The following is a 17,809-nucleotide window of genomic DNA, read 5'->3' as shown; positions in this document are numbered from 1 at the left end:
GATACGCGGAATGTGGCTGGCTTGGTAGCTCAAACCACATCTGCATTTCGCCGAATTCCGCTCAACTTCGCGGCGTTTTTGCCGGATTTGCCCGTTTCGCGGTCACTTGGTCCGCGCACCGCGCGCCATCCTCAATAAGTCGCGGCCAGATAATCGACGATCTTGCCGACATCGGCATCGTCGATGGGGGCGCCATAGACCTTGATCATCTTGGTCACCTCGGCCTGCCAGAAACCTTTCTTGTCCTTCATCGGCGGCTGCGTGTTGATGTAGTCGGACGAGTGGCAGGCCGTGCAATTGCCCTGAACCACTTCGAGATTGGGCCCGGGCTTGAACGCCGCGACCTCATCGGGGGTCTTGTAATTGACCGGTGCTGCAAGTGCCGAACCCACCAATGCGGCGAGGGCGAGCGTGATGGCGAGGAAAACGGTGCGCTGCATGATCATTCCCCTCAAGCCACGGTGACGCGGACGGTTTCGACGACGTTGCGCAAGTAACCCGCCGGATTCCAGCGCGGCGTATCCGGCTGGGTTTCGCCGCCATTGCCGGTGGCGCGCACCTTGAGCTCGTGGGAGCCCGCCGCGAGCTTCACCGGCAGCGTCCATTCGCGGAATGAGTATTTGCCGAGATCCTTGCCGAGCTTGGCGCCGGTCCAGGTCTTGCCGCCGTCAGTGGAGACCGCGACCTCCTTGATGCCCTTGCCGCCGTCGAAGGCGATGCCGCGCAGCGTGGTGCCGCCTGCTTTCAGCTTGGCTCCGTCGGGAACGCTGGTGATGAAGGAACGGATGGTGAAGCGGTTGATCGGGATCGTCGCCTTCGGCGCGGTGCCCGGCTCGATCGCATTGTTCGGGGTGTCCGGAATACGATAGGCCGACTTCATCCAGAAGCCGTCATAGACATTGTCGACGACGGTGATCTCGTTGAGGTGCTTGACCCAGTAGGTGCCGTAATAGCCGGGCACGATCAGGCGGAGCGGAAAGCCGTTGAGGAACGGCAGGTCCTCGCCGTTCATGCCATAGGCCAGCATCACCTCGCCGTCGCTGGCGTGATCGATATCGAGCGCCTTGACGAAATCGGGCGTCTTGTCGCTGACCGGACCGTCCATGCCGTTGAAGGTGACTTGCTTGGCGCCGCTCTGCACGCCCGCCATCGCCAGCACGGCCTTCAACGGTACGCCGCGCCAGCGCGCATTGCCCATCGCGCCGTTGGCGAGCTGGCCGCCGGCGACGCGCGGATCCAGGAAGCCGCGGCTGTTGCCGGAGCACTGGTTGACGGCGACGATCTCGGTCGCCTTCATCTTCCTTATGTCCTTCAGCGACAGCTTCAGCGGCTTGTCGACCTTGCCCTTGACCTCGAGCGTGAACTTGTCGGGGTCGATGTTGTAGGGCAGGTCGGAAAGGTGATAGCGCACGAAGAACGCGTTATTCGGCGTGATCGGGCCGTCGTTGAACACCGCGAACGGCGTCTCGAGCTGCGGCGGGCGGCTGGTCAGGCCGATCATCGGCCGCTTCTGCGGATATTTCACCAAGGGACGTTCGCCATTGGCGAAGGGCAGGGTGACGGTGTCGAGTGCCAGCGCTTTGGTCGGGTTCATTGCAGCCGCAGCAGCAGCAAAGCCCGCTCCTTTGAGCAGGTCGCGTCGATCGAACATGGGGTCTCCTCCCGGAGCTTTTCGTTGATGGCGGTCATCACCGCCATCTCGCGTCCATGTGTCGCAACGACTCAGTTGAAGTCAATTCGTGCTTTCGCAGCAGGCCCATGCCGCTGCGTTGCAGCAAGCCGGTGTTTCGCTTGCAAGGAGATTGAGCCGAGCCGTAGCCGCGACGACGGTGCACCTCTCCCGCTTGCGGGAGAGGTCGCGCCGAAGGTGCGGGTGAGGGTTTTCTCCTCTGGGGGATTGCCCCGTTGCGGAGACACCCTCTCCCCGACCCTCTCCCGCAAGCGGGAGAGGGAGCGCTCCGCCTCAGTGGCCGCCTTACGCCGCGACGCGTTCGCCGTGATCGACGAGCGCCGACAACTGCCTGGCGTCCGCGACGACGCGCACGGCCATGGGTTCGTCGCGGCCGCGGATCGGGACCTCCTGCTGTGGCAGCGCATCCTCGGCAAGGCCGGCGGTGCGGCGGACTTCCTCCGACACGACCGCTTCGCAGGCCAGTGTCTTGGTCATGTCCTGGAGCCGGGCCGCGACGTTGACGGCATCGCCCAGCGCCGTGAAGACGATGTGATCGCGATAGCCGATGTCGCCGATGATGACCTCGCCGCCGTGGATGCCGATGCCGAAGCGGATCGGCTGGCGCAGATCGTGGCTCAGGAGCTCGTTGAGCTCGTCGATTTGCCTGGCGATGCCGGCTGCGGCCTTCAGCGCCTGCCGGCAGGCTTCTTGCGGATCGGCGCTCAGTCCGAACAGCGCCAGCATGCCGTCGCCGACGAATTGGTTTGGCTGGCCGCCATTCTCGATGACCGCCTGCGAGACGGCGCCGAGGAAGCGGTTGACGATGAAGACGGTGTCGAACGGCAGCCGCTTCTCGGCCAGCTGCGTCGAGCCGCGCATGTCCACGAACAGGCTGACGAGATAGCGCTCCTGGCCGATTCTGGCGGGCGTCGAGGCCTGCGAGCTCGCCGTCAGGGTATGCGCGGTGAAGAGCTGGAAGAAGGAGAGATCCGACGTCGGCCGCAGCTGGCAGGCGAGCCTGATCGAGGGGTCGCTGGTGCCGACACGGGTCAGCACGAACGCCTCGCGCTGCGACGGCTCGGGCAGGGCGCCGTGATCGCCGATGATGCGGATGCGGCAGGTCGAGCAGCGGGCGCGGCCACCGCAGACGCTGGCATGCGGCACATTGTGGCGCAGGCTCGCCTCCAGCACGGAGAGGCCCTTGGGGACGCGCACCGTCTTGCCGTTGCCGTAGGACAGCGCGATCATGCCACCGCGTCGTTCGCGCAAGGCCCGTACGCCGCGTGCGGCCAGCGCCAAGGCGAGCAATCCGAGATAACCGGCGGTAAGGCCGCCGGTGATGCGGTCGAGCGTCGTGGCCTCGGCCGCCGTGCCGACCTGGCGGCGCGTGAGATTGTGCGTCCGCCATTCCCCGTCGTCGGCCTCGACCTCGACGCTGCGGCCACCCTGGTAGACACCCAGCAGCGACAGCGTCGGGATCAGCACGGCCGCCGCGAGCAGATAGGGCGCCGCGCGCGTGAAGAACGGTTTGAGGCGAAGCCAGAAATAGATGCCGATGCAGCCGTGCACCCAGGCGATGAGAAGCAGGACCGTCATGGTCCAGATACGGTTCGACGCGACGAAGAACAGATAGAGTTCCTGCGGATAGAGTTTCTGGTGTCCGTAAAGCGTCTGGCCGAGCCGCACCCCGATTACATGCGCCATGACCAGCGCGGGGATGCTCAAGCCCAGCACGAGCTGCAGCGGCTCGACCGTCCGCCAGCGGAACTGCCGGCGCTGATACAGTGCATAGATGCCGAGCCCCATATGCGTCAGCGCCGCCGTGTAGAACACGATCGCAACCGGCAGGAACTGCCAGAACAGCGTGTGGTAGGTGACCCCGATCTCCATGGCATCGACCGAGATGTTGCCGAGTGCATGGTTGAGGAAATGGCTGACCACATAGGCGAACAGGATGACGCCGCAGACCAGCCGCACCTGGCGCAAGCTGATGGCGCGGGAAAGCTCGGAAAATCGGGAGGATGCGGTTGCGGCCATGATTCTGTTGTATCAGTTCATGAAGGAGAACAGCCAGCGCCGCGTTTAATTCCGGGCTCGATCGGTTCGCGGGATCACATCCGCGGCAGGAATTACTCCATTGTCGTCCCGGACAAGCGCCGCATGGCGGCGCGCAGATCCGGGACCCATAGCCACAGGGAGTCGTTGTGGCACGGGCTGGTAGCTACGGGTCTTCGCCAAACCCCTCCCTGTGGTTATGGGTCCCGGATCAGCGCTTCGCTTGTCCGGGACGACAGCGCAACAGGCCGATCCACCCCCCAACATTGACTCCCCCTCCCAGGTTGGCGAAAAGCGCCGCCGTGACGACAGCTCCCGACATCACGATGCCCCCCGCCGGCGCGGCGCGCCGGCCGCTCGTCATGGCCGCGGTAATCATCGCCGCGATGACGCTGCTGCGCATCGTCTACGCCTCGGCCATCGAGCTGCGCACGGACGAGGCCTATTACTGGACCTGGTCGCGGGAGACGGCGCTCAGCTTCCTGGATCATCCTCCCGGCATCGCCTGGCTGATCCGGTTCGGCACCGCGATCTTCGGCGACACCACGCTCGGTGTGCGCTTTGGCGGCATCGTCGCGATGCTGGTGACGCAGCTCCTGCTCGCCGATATCGTTCGCCGCCTCACCCACGACATGCGCGCCGTCGTGCTCGCGGTGCTGATGCCGGAGGCCGCGCTCTATTACGGGCTGCTGATGGCGAAGGTCGCGCCCGATGTCGCCATGATCCCGCTTGCGGTGGCGATGATGTGGTGCCTGGTGCGGCTTGCGCAGGGCGGCGACGGCTGCTGGTGGCTCGCGGCCGGCCTGTTCGCCGGGCTGGCGATGCTGTCGAAATTCACCGTGATCATGTTCGCGCCGGCGGTTGCCGCCTTTCTGCTGGTGCCGGATTGGCGCTGGCGCTGGCTGCGCAGCCCCTATCCGTATCTCGCGGTCCTGATCGCAATTGCCGTATTCTCGCCCGTCCTGATCTGGAACGTGCAGCACGACTGGGCCGCGATCCGCTTCCAGGGCGTGCGCGCCACTACCAGCTACGGCATTTCGCTCCGCACCTTCGGCGATTACATCGGCTTGCAATTCGGTCTGGTCGGCTTCGTCATGCTGCCGGTGGTGCTCACAGGGGTGGTGCTGACGGCGTGGCGCGGCTACCGCACGCGCGAGCCGGTCGCAATTTTGCTGTCGACCGCGGTGCTGGTGCCGTTTCTCTATTTCCTCTTGAAATCCCTGACCCTCCGCGTCGGCGACACCTGGCCGATGTTCATGTGGCCGGTCGGCTTCGCCGCCGCCGCTGTCAACCTCACCATGCTGTCGCGTGAAGGAAGATCGGCGCGGATGCTCAAGTCGGCGCTGTTCTGGGCCAACACGGCGGTGGTCTCGGGCATCGCCTTTGTCGCCATCGTGTTCCTCTACTACGTCGCCGCGCCCTGGAATTTGCTCGGCAAGATCGATCCGATCGGTGCCGAGTCCGGTTACGAGCAGGTCGCCGCGCGCGCACAGGCCGCATTGGACGAGACCGGCGCGACCTGGATCGCAACCACGGACTACCGCACCTATGCCATGATGCGCTGGCTGTTCAGGGGCCGCGTGCCCGTGATCGAGATCAACGAGCGCGGCCGCTTCCAGGATTTTCGTGATCCCGGCATGGATCGGATCAAGGGCCACGCCGGCATTTATGTTGGGCGCGAGCCAGACAACCGCTCGCCGCTTTGGGAGAACATCCCCGCCAGGCGCGAGCCGCTCGGTCAGGTCGAGCGCCGCTGGCGCGGACTCGTGATGGACACGTACACGCTGGAAAAGCTCACCGGCTGGACTCCGGAGCTTTCACCACCGAAGGACTCGCCGCTGTTCCAGTGGCGCGTGCTGGCGGGAGAATTCGAGCGACGTACGCTCGCCTAGCAAGGCGGCCTTCTTCCTTCTCCCCTTGTGGGAGAAGGTGGCGCGAAGCGCCGGATGAGGGGTATCTCTCCGCAAATTCGAATGAGAGTTGGACTCGAGGAGAGAACCCCTCACCCGTCTCGCCGCTTTGCGGCGAGCCACCCTCTCCCACAAGGGGAGAGGGAACAGCGGTTGCGTCGCGCGAACAGAGCGCTACTCCTCCTCGTCCTTCTTTCGCAACAGATCGGTCGCGAGGTCCGACAGCTTCGGCGGTGGCAGCGCCGCGAACGGCAGCGGCCGTGTGACGTCGATCGCAGCGAGGCCTAGCCGCGCCGTCAGCAATCCGTTCAGCATGCCTTCGCCCAGTCGCTGCGACAGCTTCGCCGCAATCCCATGGCCGAGCATCTGCTGCACCAGACTGTCGCTCGCCGCCATGCCGCCGGTGATGGCGAGATGGGCGATGACGTGGCGGAGCAGGCGGATCATGCCGAGTGCGCCGGGACGGCCACCGTAGAGAAAAGCGAGCTGGCGGATCAATCTGAGCGACGCCACGAACACGAACAACACGTCGATCAGCGCGCGGGGCGAAACCGCTGTCACGATCGAGACCTTTTGCGCGGCTGACGACACCAGCCGCCGCGCCTCGATGTCCAGCGGCGACATCAATTCGCGCTCGGCGAGCCGGATCATGTCGGCGCCGTCGATGATCTCGCCGGCGTGGCTCTCCAGTGCGGCACGGGCGCGCGCGAGCTGCGGGTTCTGGTGCGCGATCTTAAGCAGATCCTGCACGATGATTCGGCTCTCCTTGCGGTCGTCGCTGGCAAGGACGGCGGCTGCGCGCTGATGCAGCTTCTCGATCGTTGCCAGCCGCGCCAGCCCGAAAGCCTCGCGTCCGGTCACCACCGCGAGCGCAAGCGCGGTGACGGAGGCAAGCGCCAGTCCGACGAAGCCGAGGCTTTCGCTGCGCGCAAACAGATCCTCGATCAGACGGACGACGCCGAGCCCGACCCCGAGCAGCGTCAGCCCGGCAACGCCGGACCAGAACAATGTGCCCCAGGGAAAGCCGCGCCGCGCCGGAAGCGTCGCTGCGATCGGCACCGGAAAATTCGCCGGATCGGGCTCCGGCGTGATCTGGATGGTGGTGCGGCCGAGCCGGGTCGTCTCGTCGGCCTCGGTGACGACGACGCCGGGATCGTCGAGCCGGAACGTTGCCGGCCGCCGTGGCTTCGATCGGTCGTTCATGACAATTTGTCTCCGATCAGGAACTGCAAGGCACGGTCGAGGCGGATGTGAGGCAGCGCCGGCTGGTCGTCCCCCTCGCGTTCGAGCTTTGGCGGACGAAAACGCAGGAAACGAAAATCGCTCTTCTCGGCGGCCTCGGTCGAGAGCCCGCGGAACGCGTCGGTGCCGTTGAACAGGGGCTCGGGATCCAGCGGCAGGTCGCCCGGAAAGGTTGCCACCTCGGTGTTGCCGTCGAAGAACTCGCCGCTGGCGCTTTCGCCTGCGGCCGGCGTTCCCAGGATCGACGGCAATTTGTCACGGCCATGCGCAACCTGCGCCTCGCGGGTAGCGCGGACGGCGGCAAGCGCGACGACGTCGATCACCGCGCCGGTAGTTTCCGCGCGCGCAACGGCTCCCGAGACGGCGCGGCGCAGCACGGCCTCGAGCCGGTCGTGGCTGGAATGATGCAGATGATCGGCCTTGGTCGCCGCGAACAGCACGCGGTCGATCCGCGGCCGAAACAGGCCGGAGAGGATCGTGCTGCGGCCGATGTTGAAGCAGTCGAGAATGCCCGCGAGTGCGGCTTCGAGATCGTGCAGCGCTTCGGGGCCGGCGTTGAACGCGGCGAGCGCGTCGGCCAGCACGATCTGGCGATCGAGCCGGGCAAAGTGATCCCGGAAGAACGGCCGCACCACGACGTCCTTGTAGGCCTCATAGCGGCGCACCATCATCGCCCACAGCGATCCCTCCGGCGCCTGGCCGCCCGCGGGCACGTCGAGCGGAGCAAAGGTCAGCGCCGGCGTGTCGGCGAGATTGCCCGGCATCAGGAAGCGGCCGGGCGGCAGCAGGCTCATCGCAAACCGCTCGTCGCGGCAGCCTTGCAAATAGCCCCTGAAGAGCTTTGCGGCCGTGAGCGTCGCCTGCTCGTCCTCGCGCGCTTCGGGTTTGAGCGTTGCGAGATGCGCGTGCCAGTCCGCGGCCAGATGGACGCGCGGCGCCTCGCGCGACAGGGCGAGACTTTCGGCCGACCATTGCTCAAAACTCTTCTGGAGCAGCGGCAGGTCGAGCAGCCACTCGCCGGGATAGTCGACGATGTCGAGCGTCAGCGTGCGGTCGGCGCCGTTCTGGCGCTGGTAGTCGATGACGAGCCTGAGCTCGCTGATGTCGACAGTCGAGTTCGGCCAGCGCCGCTCCTCGATCAGCGCGCGAAGATGGCTCTCATAGGCAAAGCGCGGCACGGCGTCGTCCGGCTGCGGCGCCAGATGCGCCCGCGCGATCCGCCCGGATGAATAGGCCTCGAAGACCGGAAACCGCCCACCGCGCGTGAGGCCGTGGATCAGCGCGGTGATGAACACCGTCTTGCCGGCCCGGGACAGGCCGGTGACCCCCAATCGTACCGTCGGATTGAAGAAATGCTCGCCGTAGTCGATCAGCGCCCTCGCCGACAGCCGCGCTTCTTCGACGATATCCTGGAAACTGAATGCCATGTGAACGAGAGGGTCTCGGGCGGGGGGCAAATACGCAAAACGGACTAATCACAAAAATGGCAACTGCCTGAGGAAAATCAAGCTTCACACTTCCACCGCCTTTATCGGCAAATCAGCTATTTGAACGACGCGCCGATGCCGAAAGACCCATAGAAAAGTGGCCCCTTCCTTGCCTCCGGATTGCCATGACTGTCTTCCAACTGAAACAGCTCGCATCCTTCTCCGTCCACGCAGCCGCTGACGCGGTCGGCTGGCATTACGACCGCGCCGAGTTGATCGCCGACGGCGTGATCCACGCGATCGGCGTGCTCTGCGGCATCATTGCCGCGACCGTGCTGGTGGTGCTGACGGTGCTCTTTGCCGACGGGACCGACATCCTCGGCGTCTCGATCTACGTCGCCGGCCTGCTCTCGATGCTGGTGTTGTCGGCGACCTATAATCTCTGGCCCGTCTCGCCGGCCAAATGGCTGCTGCGGCGCTTCGACCATTCGGCGATCTATCTCCTGATTGCGGCGACCTACACGCCGTTCATCCTGGAGGTGAAGGACAGCGCCTTCGCGCTGGTGCTGCTCGCCGGCGTCTGGTGCGTGGCGATCCTCGGCATCGTGCTGAAGCTTCTCTATCCCGGCCGGTTCGACCGCGTCGCGGTCGGCATCTATCTCGCGATGGGCTGGAGCGGCGTGATGCTCTACGATTCCGTGGTCAAGGCGTTGCCTGCGCTGGTGCTGGGCTTCATCCTTGCGGGCGGACTGCTCTACAGCTTTGGCGTGATCTTTCATGCCTGGCGGCGGCTGCGCTTCCAGAATGCGATCTGGCACGGCTTTGTCTTGGCCGGCGCGGCATGCCATTATACCGCGGTGCTCGACCTCGTGTTGAGCTGAGCAAGCTCCGCGAAGCGGAATAAGCGAGTATAAAAAAAGAGGAGACGTCGCATGCAGGTGACCGGCAAGGTCGTGGTCGTCACGGGCGGCGCCAACGGCATCGGCAAGGCGCTGTGCGAAGCGTTTCACAAGGCCGGTGCGGCCAAGGTCGTCGTGGCCGATATGGACGCGGACAATGCGAGGGCGGTCGCAGCCACGGTGGATGGCGCGGCCTTCAAATGCGATGTCGCGCAGGAAAAGGATATTTCCCACGTCATCGAGGAGACCGAGCGGCTGTTCGGCCCGATCGAATTGTTCTGCTCCAATGCGGGCATCGGCGGCGGCTTCGATCCGATGTCGGTCAATGCCGGTGGCGCCTCGGATGAGCCGTGGCAGCGCAGCTGGGCGATCCACGTCATGGCGCATGTCTATGCGGCGCGGCATCTGATCCCGCGCATGAAGGCGCGCGGCGGCGGTTATTTCCTCAACACCATCTCGGCCGCGGGCCTGCTGTCGCAGGTCGGCAGTCCGGCTTACTCCACCACCAAGCATGCCGCGGTCGGCTTTGCCGAAAATCTCGCGATCTCGCACAAGGCTCACAACATCCGGGTCTCGATCCTCTGCCCGCAGGGCGTCGATACCAACATGCTGCGTTCGATTCCCAAGGGCCCGCAATCCGGCGACGGTGACCTCTCGCCCGAGCAGGTCGCCAGGGACGTGCTCGCCGGCCTCGAGCAGGAGACCTTCTTGATCCTGCCGCACCCGCAGGTGCTCGGCTACATGCGCAAGAAGACCGAGAACTATGACCGCTGGATCGGCGGCATGGCCAAGATCCAGGCCAGGATGCGGGAAGATTTCGGGACGTAGGCTGGGCTACAATTTCGGTGTCGTCCTGGCGAAGGCCAGGACCCATACCGCGAGGTCTACCGATCTTGCCGTGGTAGCAGTACCGAACGACAAGTCTTCGCCAAACTACTTCCTGGGGTAATGGGTCCTGGCTTTCGCCAGGACGATGCTGGTAGCTACGCCGCCGACTCCACCTCGCCCTCCACCCGGCTCTGCCGCAAAGCCCGCGCATAGAGCATCATCCCTTCCCGGACCGTGCGCTGCTCGGCCTCTGTCAGTGCGGCCAGTGCACCACTCACCTGCTGCCGTCCGAACGCGTGCAGCGCCTCCAGCGTGCGGCGGCCCTTCGCGGTCAGTGACAGCAGCTTGCTGCGCGCGTCGGCCGCATCGGGCGTTTCCCGCAGCTCGCCGCAGTCGATCAGCTTGCGCACCAGGCGGCTGACGCTCGATTTCTCCAGCCGCAGGAAATCGCCGAGCTCGCCGGAATTCATCGGCCCCCGGATACCGATCTCCAGGATCGTGTGCACGGCCGACGGCGGATAGTCCGATGCCGCCACGGTCGCATCCATGAAGCCGAGCTCGCGCACCATCAGGCGCGAGGCCGCGCGAATGTCGTCGATCAGCGACAGCCTGGTCATGCTTGACTCCGCGGATATAGTTGTACCATACAACTATATGCGCGCAACGGCGCGTGCAAGCGTTTTGGAGTGAGCCATGAGCGGAGCTTTGCCTGCGGGGGTGCGGATGAGCGGCAAGGTCTGCCTGGTGACGGGCGGCGGCAGCGGCATCGGCCGTGCCACGGCGTTGCGAATGGCGTCCGAAGGCGCGGAGGCGATTGTCTTGGCGGGCCGGCGCGAAGCCGAGATCGACGCCACCGCCGCGGCGTGCCGCGAACTCGGTGCGAACGCCATCGCGTTCAAGACCGACATCACGCGCGAGGACGACGTCGCGCGCCTCGTTGCCACGGCGGTCGAGCGATGCGGCCGGCTCGACGTCGCCTTCAACAATGCCGGCTTCCAGGAGCGGCGCGCGCCGCTGGAGGAGCAGGGCACGGATGTCTACGACAGCGTGTTCGACACCAATGTCCGAGCGCTGTTCCTGTGCCTGCGCCATCAATTGCCGGTCATGCTCGCGCAAGGCCGCGGCAGCATCGTCGTCAACGCCTCCGTCAGCGGCGTGCGCAATCCCAATCCCGGCTTCTCGCTCTACTCGGCATCCAAGGCCGCGGCGATCTCCCTGACACGTTCTGCTGCGATGGAGAACGCTCCACGTGGCATCCGTATCAACGCCGTCGCTCCCGGCCGCGTCGTCACCGACATGATGCTGCGCGCCGGTGTCGGCGATGTCGCAACCGTCAGCGCGGGCCTGCCGCTGCGACGGATGGGGAGCCCGGAGGAGGTGGCCGAGGCGGTGGTGTGGCTATCGTCCGACGCGGCGTCCTATGTCGTCGGGCATGTGCTGGCGGCGGATGGGGGGTTCCTCGCTTCGTAGCCCGGATGGAGCGTAGCGTAATCCGGGGCGGATTCGCGTGTGGCACGATTCCCGGATTACGCTGCGCTCCATCCGGGCTACGGCACGGTCAATGCTTCTGCCCGTACAGCACCGGCACCGCCGAATCGACGATCACCTCGACGAGGCTGGTCCCTTCGAATGCCATCCCGCGCTTGAGCGCGTCGCCCAGCTCCGCTGCCTTCGTCACCCGCACCGCATCGCAACCCATGCCCTCGGCAAGCCGGACGAAATCGATCCCCGGCAGCTCGAGTCCCGGCACGTTCCTCACCTGCATCACCTGGCTGAACGAGCGCATCGCGCCGTAGCCGGAATTGTTGATGACGATGATGGTGAGCGGCAGCTTGCGCTGCGCGGCGGTCCACAGCGCCTGGATCGAATACATCGCCGAGCCGTCGCCGATCAGGCACACGGTGCGGCTCGTCGGCTTGCCAAGCGCCATGCCGACCGCGGCCGGAAGCGAGTAGCCGAGGCCGCCGCTCGCCATGGTGTAAAAACTGTCCTGGCCGCGCATCGGCATGAACTTTTGCATCGCCGGCCGGTGCGAAGGGATTTCCTCGACCAGCGACGCGCCATCCGGCATCGCCTGCGACAGCGAATGCAGCAGGAATTCGACCGGCAGCGGATCGCCGGCTTGCGGGGCCGGCGGCAGCGTACGCCCCTTTGGTGCGGCGCGCTTGCTCTCGGGCAGGAGCTCGAGCAGCGCCGTGAGCGCCGGCTTCATCGTCGCGATGATGCTGGTGCCGACCGGCGTCACCGCTGCGGCATCCGGGTCATCCGTGATCTGGAAGATCGTCGCGCCGCCGTCGAAGATCGCGGCGTGGCCTTCGACGTGGAAGGTGAACACCGGCGCGCCGATCACGAGGACGAGGTCGTGCTCGCGCAGCGCGTCGGACAATTGCGCCGGCGAGGCATGCAGGAAGCCCGCGAATTGCGGATGGCGTTCCGGGAACGAGCAGCGCGCCGAAAACGGGCTGACCCAGACGCTGGCCCTGGCCTTCTCGGCGACGCGCACCATCAGGTCGACCGCACCGGCGCGATCGACGCCGGGGCCGACGACGAGGGCAGGGTGCCTGGCCGAGCCGAGCGCGGTGACCAGCGCCGTCATCGCGTCAGCCTCGGGCCCGATCTCGCGGCTGACCTTGCGTGCTTCGATGGGCGCGGTCGCATGCGCCCAGTCGTCGACCGGGATCGAGACGAAGGTGGGCCCGCATGGCGGCTGCATCGCGGTGTAATAGGCGCGCGCGATCGCGGCCGGAACGTCCTCGGGCCGCGCCGGCTCCACGCTGTACTTCACATAAGGCCGCGGAAATTCGGATGCACGCTCCGCATAGAGGAACGCCTGCAACGGGAGGATCGAGCGCGCCTGCTGGCCCGCCGTGATCACCAGCGGCGTCTGGTTGCGATGCGCGGTGTAGATGTTGCCGAGCGCGTTGCCGACGCCGGCGGCCGAATGCAGATTGACGAAGCCGGCATTGCGCGTCGCCTGCGCATAACCATCGGCCATGCCCACCGCGGAGGCTTCCTGAAGCGCCAGCACGTAGTCGATGTCGTCGGGCCAGTCGCTCAGGAACGGCAGCTCGGTCGATCCAGGGTTGCCGAACACGCGTCTGATGCCGAAGGAGCGCAGCAGGTCGAGCGTCGCCTGCTTGACGGTGACGGATTTGGCGTTTGCTTTGCCGTTTTTTGACATGGTTTCCGTCCCTCTAACTCCTCATCCTGAGGAGCGCGTCTTCGCGCGTCTCGAAGGATGAAGGCCCGGCTGGTGGCCTCGCCCTTCGAGACGCGCGCGAAGGGCGCGCTCCTCAGGGTGAGGGTCTAGCAGCAGTGTATCACCACACCGCCGTCCCCTTCATGGTCGGCTGCCCCTCCGCGTTCGCGGTCCACAGCTCCATCCCATCGGCGGTCTCGTTGGCGTTGATGGAGAACTCGCTGCCCTCGAACAGCGGCTGCAAGCCGCGATAGGTGAACTTCTTAGGCGCCTTGCCGCCGTGCAGTTTCGCCGCCATCTCCACGATGAGCGCCGCCTGCAACGGCCCGTGGAAGATCAGGCCGGGATAGCCCTCGACCTTGGTGACATAGTCGCGGTCGTAATGGATGCGGTGGCCGTTGAAGGTCAGCGCGGAATAACGAAACAGCAGCACGGGATCGGAGACATGCGTCTCGCGATGCTGGGCCTTGGGCGGCGGAGGCGGCGCCTTCGCCGGCGCGGGCGCCGTCGTCATCTCGCGATAGACGATGTCCTGCCGCTCGCGGATGGCGACGCCGCGCGGCGAGGAGATGCTGTGCTCGACCGAGACGAAGCACAGCGTGCCGGTCGAGCCGGTCTTCACCTGCACGTCGGCAATGCGCGAGGTCCGCGTCGATTCGTCGCCGACGCGCAGCGGCTCGAGAAACTCGATCTCGCCGCCGGCCCACATCCGGCGCGGCAGCGGCACTGGCGGCAGGAAGCCGCCGCGGGTGGGGTGGCCGTCGGGGCCGAGCATCGACATCGGAAACACCGGCTGCGCCAGGCACCAATGCACCGTGAACGGCGCCGCATCGCCGGCCTTGGGCGAGCCGACCTCCTGGAACAGCGTCGCGCGCAGACCCTTCACGAGCTGCGCGGTGACGGTGTCGGTGGCCTCTTCGCTGCGGCCGATCCATTGCCTGAGGTGATCGATGTCGAGCTTTTCGGTCATGACGCCTCGCTCTCGTTATTTCTTGGATTGGGGATTTTCGCCGATCCCCGGCACCGCACCATAGCTGCGCGTCTCGCCGACAATGATCGGCGCCGGCGCGGGATAGCTGACACGTCCCTGCGGGGTGTCCACCTCGATGCGGCGCAGATGCGGATGCTTGGTGAGGTCGGCCATGGTGTTGACCTCGGCAAAGGCGATGTCGGCCTCGGACAGCCGCTTCAATAGCTCGTCGCGCGTCATCTTGCTGAAGGCATCCGCGACCGTCTTGTCGGTGAAGTCGCGGTTGCGCACGCGCTCGACCATGTTGGCAACGCGCGGATCGGCGGGCAGATCCGGCTGCTCCAGCACTTTTGCGCAAAGCGTCTTCCACTCGCGCTCGCTCTGGATCGAGATCAGAATGTCCTTGTCATCGCTGGACGTGAACACGCCATAGGGCGCGATCGAGGGATGGCGCAGGCCCATGCGCTTGGGCGGATTACCGGCTTCCGAGTTGAGCAGCGGCACGGTGCACCAATCCGCCATCACGTCGAACATGGAGATCCGGATGTCGGCGCCCTTGCCGGTGCGCCCGCGCCCAATCAGCGCCTCCAGGATCGCCGCATGCGCGGTGGCGCCGGTCGCGACGTCGACGATGGACATGCCGACCCGCGAGGCACCGTCGGGATTGCCGGTGATCGAGGCAAGGCCGCTCTCGGCCTGGATCAGGAGATCATAGGCCTTGCGGTGCGCATAGGGACCCTCGTCGCCATAGCCGGTGATCGTGCACGAGATCAGTTTGGGATAATCCTTCAGCAGCCGCTCGCGCGAAAAGCCGAGCTTGTCCATCGAGCCCGGCTTGAGGTTCTGGATCAGCACGTCCGCGCTCGCGATCAGTCTCTCCAGCTCGGCGCAACCTTCCTTGGTTGCGAGATCGACCACCGCCGATTGCTTGCCGCGGTTGAGCCACACGAAGTAGCTGCTCTGGCCCTTGGCTGCCGCGTCATAGCCGCGGGCGAAATCGCCTTCGGGCCGCTCGATCTTGATGACTTCCGCGCCGGCATCCGCCAGCCGCGACGAACAGAACGGTGCTGCCACCGCCTGCTCGACCGCAATCACCCTCATCCCGTCAAGTGCGCCCATGATGGCTGCCTCAGTACGAGCGGGGCATGCCGAGGACGTGCTCGGCGATGAAGGACAGCACGAGATTGGTCGAGATCGGCGCGACCTGATAGAGCCGCGTCTCGCGAAATTTGCGCTCGACGTCGTATTCCTCGGCGAAGCCGAAGCCGCCATGGGTCTGGACGCAGGCATTGGCCGCTTCCCAGGACGCATCGGCCGCGAGCATCTTGGCCATGTTGGCCTCCGCGCCGCAGTCGAGGCCTGCCTCGTATTTGCGCGTGGCTTCCTTCACCATCAATTCGGCCGCGCGCATCGCGGCGTAGGCCTTGGCGATCGGGAACTGGATGCCTTGATTCTGGCCGATCGGCCGGCCGAAAACGCTGCGCTCCTTGGCGTAGTTGGTGGCCTTTGCGATGAACCATTTGGCATCGCCGACGCATTCGGCCGCGATCAGGATCCGTTCGGCATTCATGCCGGAGAGGATGTAGCGAAAGCCCTTGCCCTCTTCGCCGATCAGATTCTCCGCCGGCACCTTCATGTCGGTAAAGAACACTTCGGTGGTGGCGTGGTTCATCATGGTGCGGATCGGGCGGATCTCGAGGCCCTTGTTCTTGGCCTCACGCATGTCGACGATGAACACTGAAAGGCCGTCGGTGCGCTTCTTGACCTGGTCCTTCGGCGTGGTCCGCGCCAGCAGGAGCATCAGGTCGGAATGTTCGGCGCGGCTGGTCCAGATCTTCTGGCCGTTGACGACGTAACCGGCATTGCCGTCCTTGCGCGCGAAGGTCTTCAGCGAGGTGGTGTCGGTGCCGCTGGTCGGCTCGGTGACGCCGAAAGCCTGCAGCCGCAATTCGCCGCTCGCCACCTTCGGCAGATATTTTGCCTTCTGCTCGTCATTGCCGTGCCGCAGCACGGTGCCCATCGTGTACATCTGGGCGTGGCAGCCGCCGCCGTTGCAGCCCGCGCGCTGGATCTCTTCGAGGATCGCCGCGGCCGCTGAAAGCTTCAGGCCCGCGCCGCCATATTCCTCGGGGATCAGCACCGAGAGATAGCCGGCCTCGGTCAGCGCGTCGACGAAGGCCTTGGGGTAGGCCATCTCACGGTCGAGCTTGCGCCAGTATTCGCCGGGAAACTGCGCGCACAGCTTTGCGACGGCTTCGCGGATGTCGGCGTGATCTTCGGTGTGGTGTTCTTCACTCATGGGGTTTCCCGTATATGCGGCAGTCAAGATAACGCCGGCCGATCCTCTGGCGTTGTGAAAACAATGCCAGCCCCCTATGCTCATTTGCTATAGCGTATGGAGTAGCCTTCCAGGATTGGCAAGCATGGATTTCCGTCAGCTCAGGACCTTCAGTTGCGTGGCTGAGCTCGGCAGCCTCTCCAAGGCGTCCGACACGTTGCGCGTGGCGCAGCCGGCGCTGTCCAGGCAAATCAAGCTGCTGGAACACGAGCTGCGCACGGAATTGTTCACCCGCAACGGCCGCGGCATGGTGCTCACGGATGCCGGCCGCCTGTTGCTGGCGCGCACCTCGGGCATCGTGCGGCAGATCGACCAGATCCGCGACGACATCCAGTCCTCCAAGGGGCCGCCGTCGGGCCAGGTCGTGCTCGGCCTGGTCCCGACTGTGAGCTGCGTGCTGTCGGCGCGCTTCGCGCGGCGCTGCGTCGAAAAGTTTCCCGGCATTTCGCTGCGCATCGTCGAGAGCTACAGCGGTCATCTGGTCGAATGGCTGCATCGCGGCGAGATGGATCTCGCCATCCTCTACGGCCGCTCCGCCGATCTGCATCTCAACGTGGAAAGCCTCGGCCGCGACAACATCGTCGCGGTGGGTCCGCGCGGTTGTGGCTTGGCGCGCAAGAAGAGCGTCGATATCGGCTGGCTGCTGCGGCAACGGCTGGTGCTGCCTAGTCATTCCCACGGCCTCCGTGCGCTGATCGAGCACGCGGCGGCGCAACGCAAGATCAAGCTCAACGTCCAGCTCGAGGCGGATTCGTTCCGCGTGCTCACGAGTCTCGTCGAGGAAGGCCTCGGTTTCGCGCTGCTGCCGCCCTCGTCGGTCCACGGCGAGGTCGCGGACGGGCGGCTGGAAACCGCCGTCGTCTCGAAGCCGATGACCCGCGAGCTCATATTCGCCTCTCCGATCGACCGTCCGGTCTCGACGGCCTCGGTCGCCGTCACCGCCCTCCTGCGCGAGGAAGTCGCCGCCTGCCGCAAGGACGGGGTCTGGGACATCAAGTTGAGTTAGATGTGTCCGTGCGGTTTAGGACAGTACGCCGTGTGCGACCCATCGCATGTTGTGCGAGCTGTCATGCCGGAATTTTATATCCGCGCGAAAGGCGTTTATCCTCATCCTGAGGAGCGCGTCTTCGCGCGTCTCGAAGGATGCAGGCCCTGCTCTCGGCCTCGCCCTTCGAGACGCCTGCTTCGCAGGCTCCTCAGAGCTTGAGAATGTTTTGCTCCCGCCGGGAGAGTTTTGCATTGCCTGGAGAGCGGTGACCCCAAGGTTTT

At 65.5% G+C, this 17,809-nt stretch carries 15 protein-coding genes; 5 read left to right on the top strand and 10 right to left on the bottom strand.

The window, feature by feature from the left end; genetic code table 11:
* Positions 1 to 131 precede the first annotated feature (131 nt).
* The 3 genes from sorB to AC0L2F_RS00065 form a co-directional block, all read right to left on the bottom strand.
* Positions 132 to 440, bottom strand: a complete 309-nt coding sequence (sorB, locus tag AC0L2F_RS00075; protein ID WP_007614532.1) for a SorB family sulfite dehydrogenase c-type cytochrome subunit — start codon at positions 438 to 440, stop codon at positions 132 to 134.
* Between the two features lie 11 nt (positions 441 to 451).
* Complete coding sequence (gene sorA / locus AC0L2F_RS00070; protein WP_063993820.1) at positions 452 to 1,651, bottom strand: SorA family sulfite dehydrogenase catalytic subunit; 1,200 nt, start codon at positions 1,649 to 1,651, stop codon at positions 452 to 454.
* A 324-nt stretch (positions 1,652 to 1,975) separates the two neighbouring features.
* On the bottom strand, positions 1,976 to 3,709 hold the full coding sequence (locus tag AC0L2F_RS00065) for an adenylate/guanylate cyclase domain-containing protein (protein ID WP_473247093.1): 1,734 nt from the start codon (positions 3,707 to 3,709) through the stop codon (positions 1,976 to 1,978).
* A gap of 344 nt (positions 3,710 to 4,053) precedes the next feature.
* On the opposite strand from AC0L2F_RS00065, the gene AC0L2F_RS00060 reads away from it, so the two are divergent.
* A complete protein-coding gene (locus tag AC0L2F_RS00060) occupies positions 4,054 to 5,619 on the top strand; it encodes a glycosyltransferase family 39 protein (RefSeq protein WP_473247449.1) in 1,566 nt (521 codons plus the stop codon).
* A gap of 192 nt (positions 5,620 to 5,811) precedes the next feature.
* Here AC0L2F_RS00060 and AC0L2F_RS00055 read toward each other — a convergent pair whose 3' ends face one another.
* A complete protein-coding gene (locus AC0L2F_RS00055; protein ID WP_473247092.1) occupies positions 5,812 to 6,840 on the bottom strand; it encodes a YcjF family protein in 1,029 nt (342 codons plus the stop codon).
* The gene (locus AC0L2F_RS00050; RefSeq protein ID WP_473247091.1) at positions 6,837 to 8,306 is read right to left on the bottom strand and encodes a YcjX family GTP-binding protein; all 1,470 of its coding nucleotides are present in this window, start codon (positions 8,304 to 8,306) and stop codon (positions 6,837 to 6,839) included. Before AC0L2F_RS00050 ends, AC0L2F_RS00055 begins: the two co-directional genes overlap by 4 nt.
* Before the next feature lie 185 nt (positions 8,307 to 8,491).
* Here AC0L2F_RS00050 and trhA point away from each other — a divergent pair, with 185 nt between their 5' ends.
* Both trhA and AC0L2F_RS00040 read left to right on the top strand, forming a co-directional pair.
* The gene (gene trhA, locus AC0L2F_RS00045) at positions 8,492 to 9,187 is read left to right on the top strand and encodes a PAQR family membrane homeostasis protein TrhA (RefSeq protein WP_007614518.1); all 696 of its coding nucleotides are present in this window, start codon (positions 8,492 to 8,494) and stop codon (positions 9,185 to 9,187) included.
* A 51-nt stretch (positions 9,188 to 9,238) separates the two neighbouring features.
* On the top strand, positions 9,239 to 10,033 hold the full coding sequence (locus AC0L2F_RS00040) for an SDR family oxidoreductase (protein WP_007614517.1): 795 nt from the start codon (positions 9,239 to 9,241) through the stop codon (positions 10,031 to 10,033).
* 155 nt (positions 10,034 to 10,188) lie between these two features.
* On the opposite strand, the gene AC0L2F_RS00035 is transcribed toward AC0L2F_RS00040, so the two are convergent.
* Positions 10,189 to 10,650: a MarR family winged helix-turn-helix transcriptional regulator gene (locus AC0L2F_RS00035; RefSeq protein WP_007614516.1), complete on the bottom strand. Its 462-nt coding sequence runs from the start codon at positions 10,648 to 10,650 to the stop codon at positions 10,189 to 10,191.
* A gap of 76 nt (positions 10,651 to 10,726) precedes the next feature.
* On the opposite strand from AC0L2F_RS00035, the gene AC0L2F_RS00030 reads away from it, so the two are divergent.
* Positions 10,727 to 11,503, top strand: a complete 777-nt coding sequence (locus AC0L2F_RS00030) for an SDR family NAD(P)-dependent oxidoreductase (RefSeq protein WP_473247090.1) — start codon at positions 10,727 to 10,729, stop codon at positions 11,501 to 11,503.
* An 88-nt stretch (positions 11,504 to 11,591) separates the two neighbouring features.
* Here AC0L2F_RS00030 and mdlC read toward each other — a convergent pair whose 3' ends face one another.
* The 4 genes from mdlC to AC0L2F_RS00010 all read right to left on the bottom strand — a co-directional run bounded on the left by mdlC (position 11,592) and on the right by AC0L2F_RS00010 (position 16,501).
* Entirely contained in the window at positions 11,592 to 13,214 is a 1,623-nt protein-coding gene (gene mdlC, locus AC0L2F_RS00025; protein ID WP_473247088.1) for a benzoylformate decarboxylase, read from the bottom strand.
* A gap of 139 nt (positions 13,215 to 13,353) precedes the next feature.
* Positions 13,354 to 14,202 carry an HTD2 family dehydratase gene (locus AC0L2F_RS00020; RefSeq protein ID WP_473247087.1) on the bottom strand — a complete coding sequence of 283 codons (849 nt, stop codon included), beginning with the start codon at positions 14,200 to 14,202 and terminating at the stop codon, positions 13,354 to 13,356.
* Between the two features lie 15 nt (positions 14,203 to 14,217).
* Positions 14,218 to 15,321, bottom strand: coding sequence for a CaiB/BaiF CoA transferase family protein (locus tag AC0L2F_RS00015; protein WP_473247086.1), 1,104 nt, complete (start codon positions 15,319 to 15,321; stop codon positions 14,218 to 14,220).
* 10 nt (positions 15,322 to 15,331) lie between these two features.
* Positions 15,332 to 16,501, bottom strand: coding sequence for an acyl-CoA dehydrogenase family protein (locus AC0L2F_RS00010; protein WP_007614510.1), 1,170 nt, complete (start codon positions 16,499 to 16,501; stop codon positions 15,332 to 15,334).
* A 124-nt stretch (positions 16,502 to 16,625) separates the two neighbouring features.
* Here AC0L2F_RS00010 and AC0L2F_RS00005 point away from each other — a divergent pair, with 124 nt between their 5' ends.
* Complete coding sequence (locus tag AC0L2F_RS00005) at positions 16,626 to 17,546, top strand: LysR substrate-binding domain-containing protein (RefSeq protein WP_007614509.1); 921 nt, start codon at positions 16,626 to 16,628, stop codon at positions 17,544 to 17,546.
* Positions 17,547 to 17,809 lie beyond the last annotated feature (263 nt).

The sequence above is a fragment of the Bradyrhizobium sp. Ken64 genome, assembly GCF_055807555.1.
The sequence above is the reverse complement of the archived record's forward strand: the minus strand, read 5'-3'. Positions and strand labels throughout refer to the sequence as shown.

Excerpts from the sequence above, each read along its gene's own strand:
- sorA (WP_063993820.1), bottom strand. The coding sequence starts at position 1,651 with ATGTTCGATCGACGCGACCTGCTCAAAGGAGCGGGCTTTGCTGCTGCT.
- AC0L2F_RS00050 (WP_473247091.1), bottom strand. The coding sequence starts at position 8,306 with ATGGCATTCAGTTTCCAGGATATCGTCGAAGAAGCGCGGCTGTCGGCG.
- AC0L2F_RS00055 (WP_473247092.1), bottom strand. The coding sequence starts at position 6,840 with ATGAACGACCGATCGAAGCCACGGCGGCCGGCAACGTTCCGGCTCGAC.
- AC0L2F_RS00035 (WP_007614516.1), bottom strand. The coding sequence starts at position 10,650 with ATGACCAGGCTGTCGCTGATCGACGACATTCGCGCGGCCTCGCGCCTG.
- AC0L2F_RS00065 (WP_473247093.1), bottom strand. The coding sequence starts at position 3,709 with ATGGCCGCAACCGCATCCTCCCGATTTTCCGAGCTTTCCCGCGCCATC.
- AC0L2F_RS00005 (WP_007614509.1), top strand. The coding sequence starts at position 16,626 with ATGGATTTCCGTCAGCTCAGGACCTTCAGTTGCGTGGCTGAGCTCGGC.
- AC0L2F_RS00015 (WP_473247086.1), bottom strand. The coding sequence starts at position 15,321 with ATGGGCGCACTTGACGGGATGAGGGTGATTGCGGTCGAGCAGGCGGTG.
- AC0L2F_RS00030 (WP_473247090.1), top strand. The coding sequence starts at position 10,727 with ATGAGCGGAGCTTTGCCTGCGGGGGTGCGGATGAGCGGCAAGGTCTGC.
- trhA (WP_007614518.1), top strand. The coding sequence starts at position 8,492 with ATGACTGTCTTCCAACTGAAACAGCTCGCATCCTTCTCCGTCCACGCA.
- sorB (WP_007614532.1), bottom strand. The coding sequence starts at position 440 with ATGCAGCGCACCGTTTTCCTCGCCATCACGCTCGCCCTCGCCGCATTG.
- AC0L2F_RS00020 (WP_473247087.1), bottom strand. The coding sequence starts at position 14,202 with ATGACCGAAAAGCTCGACATCGATCACCTCAGGCAATGGATCGGCCGC.
- AC0L2F_RS00040 (WP_007614517.1), top strand. The coding sequence starts at position 9,239 with ATGCAGGTGACCGGCAAGGTCGTGGTCGTCACGGGCGGCGCCAACGGC.
- AC0L2F_RS00010 (WP_007614510.1), bottom strand. The coding sequence starts at position 16,501 with ATGAGTGAAGAACACCACACCGAAGATCACGCCGACATCCGCGAAGCC.
- AC0L2F_RS00060 (WP_473247449.1), top strand. The coding sequence starts at position 4,054 with ATGCCCCCCGCCGGCGCGGCGCGCCGGCCGCTCGTCATGGCCGCGGTA.
- mdlC (WP_473247088.1), bottom strand. The coding sequence starts at position 13,214 with ATGTCAAAAAACGGCAAAGCAAACGCCAAATCCGTCACCGTCAAGCAG.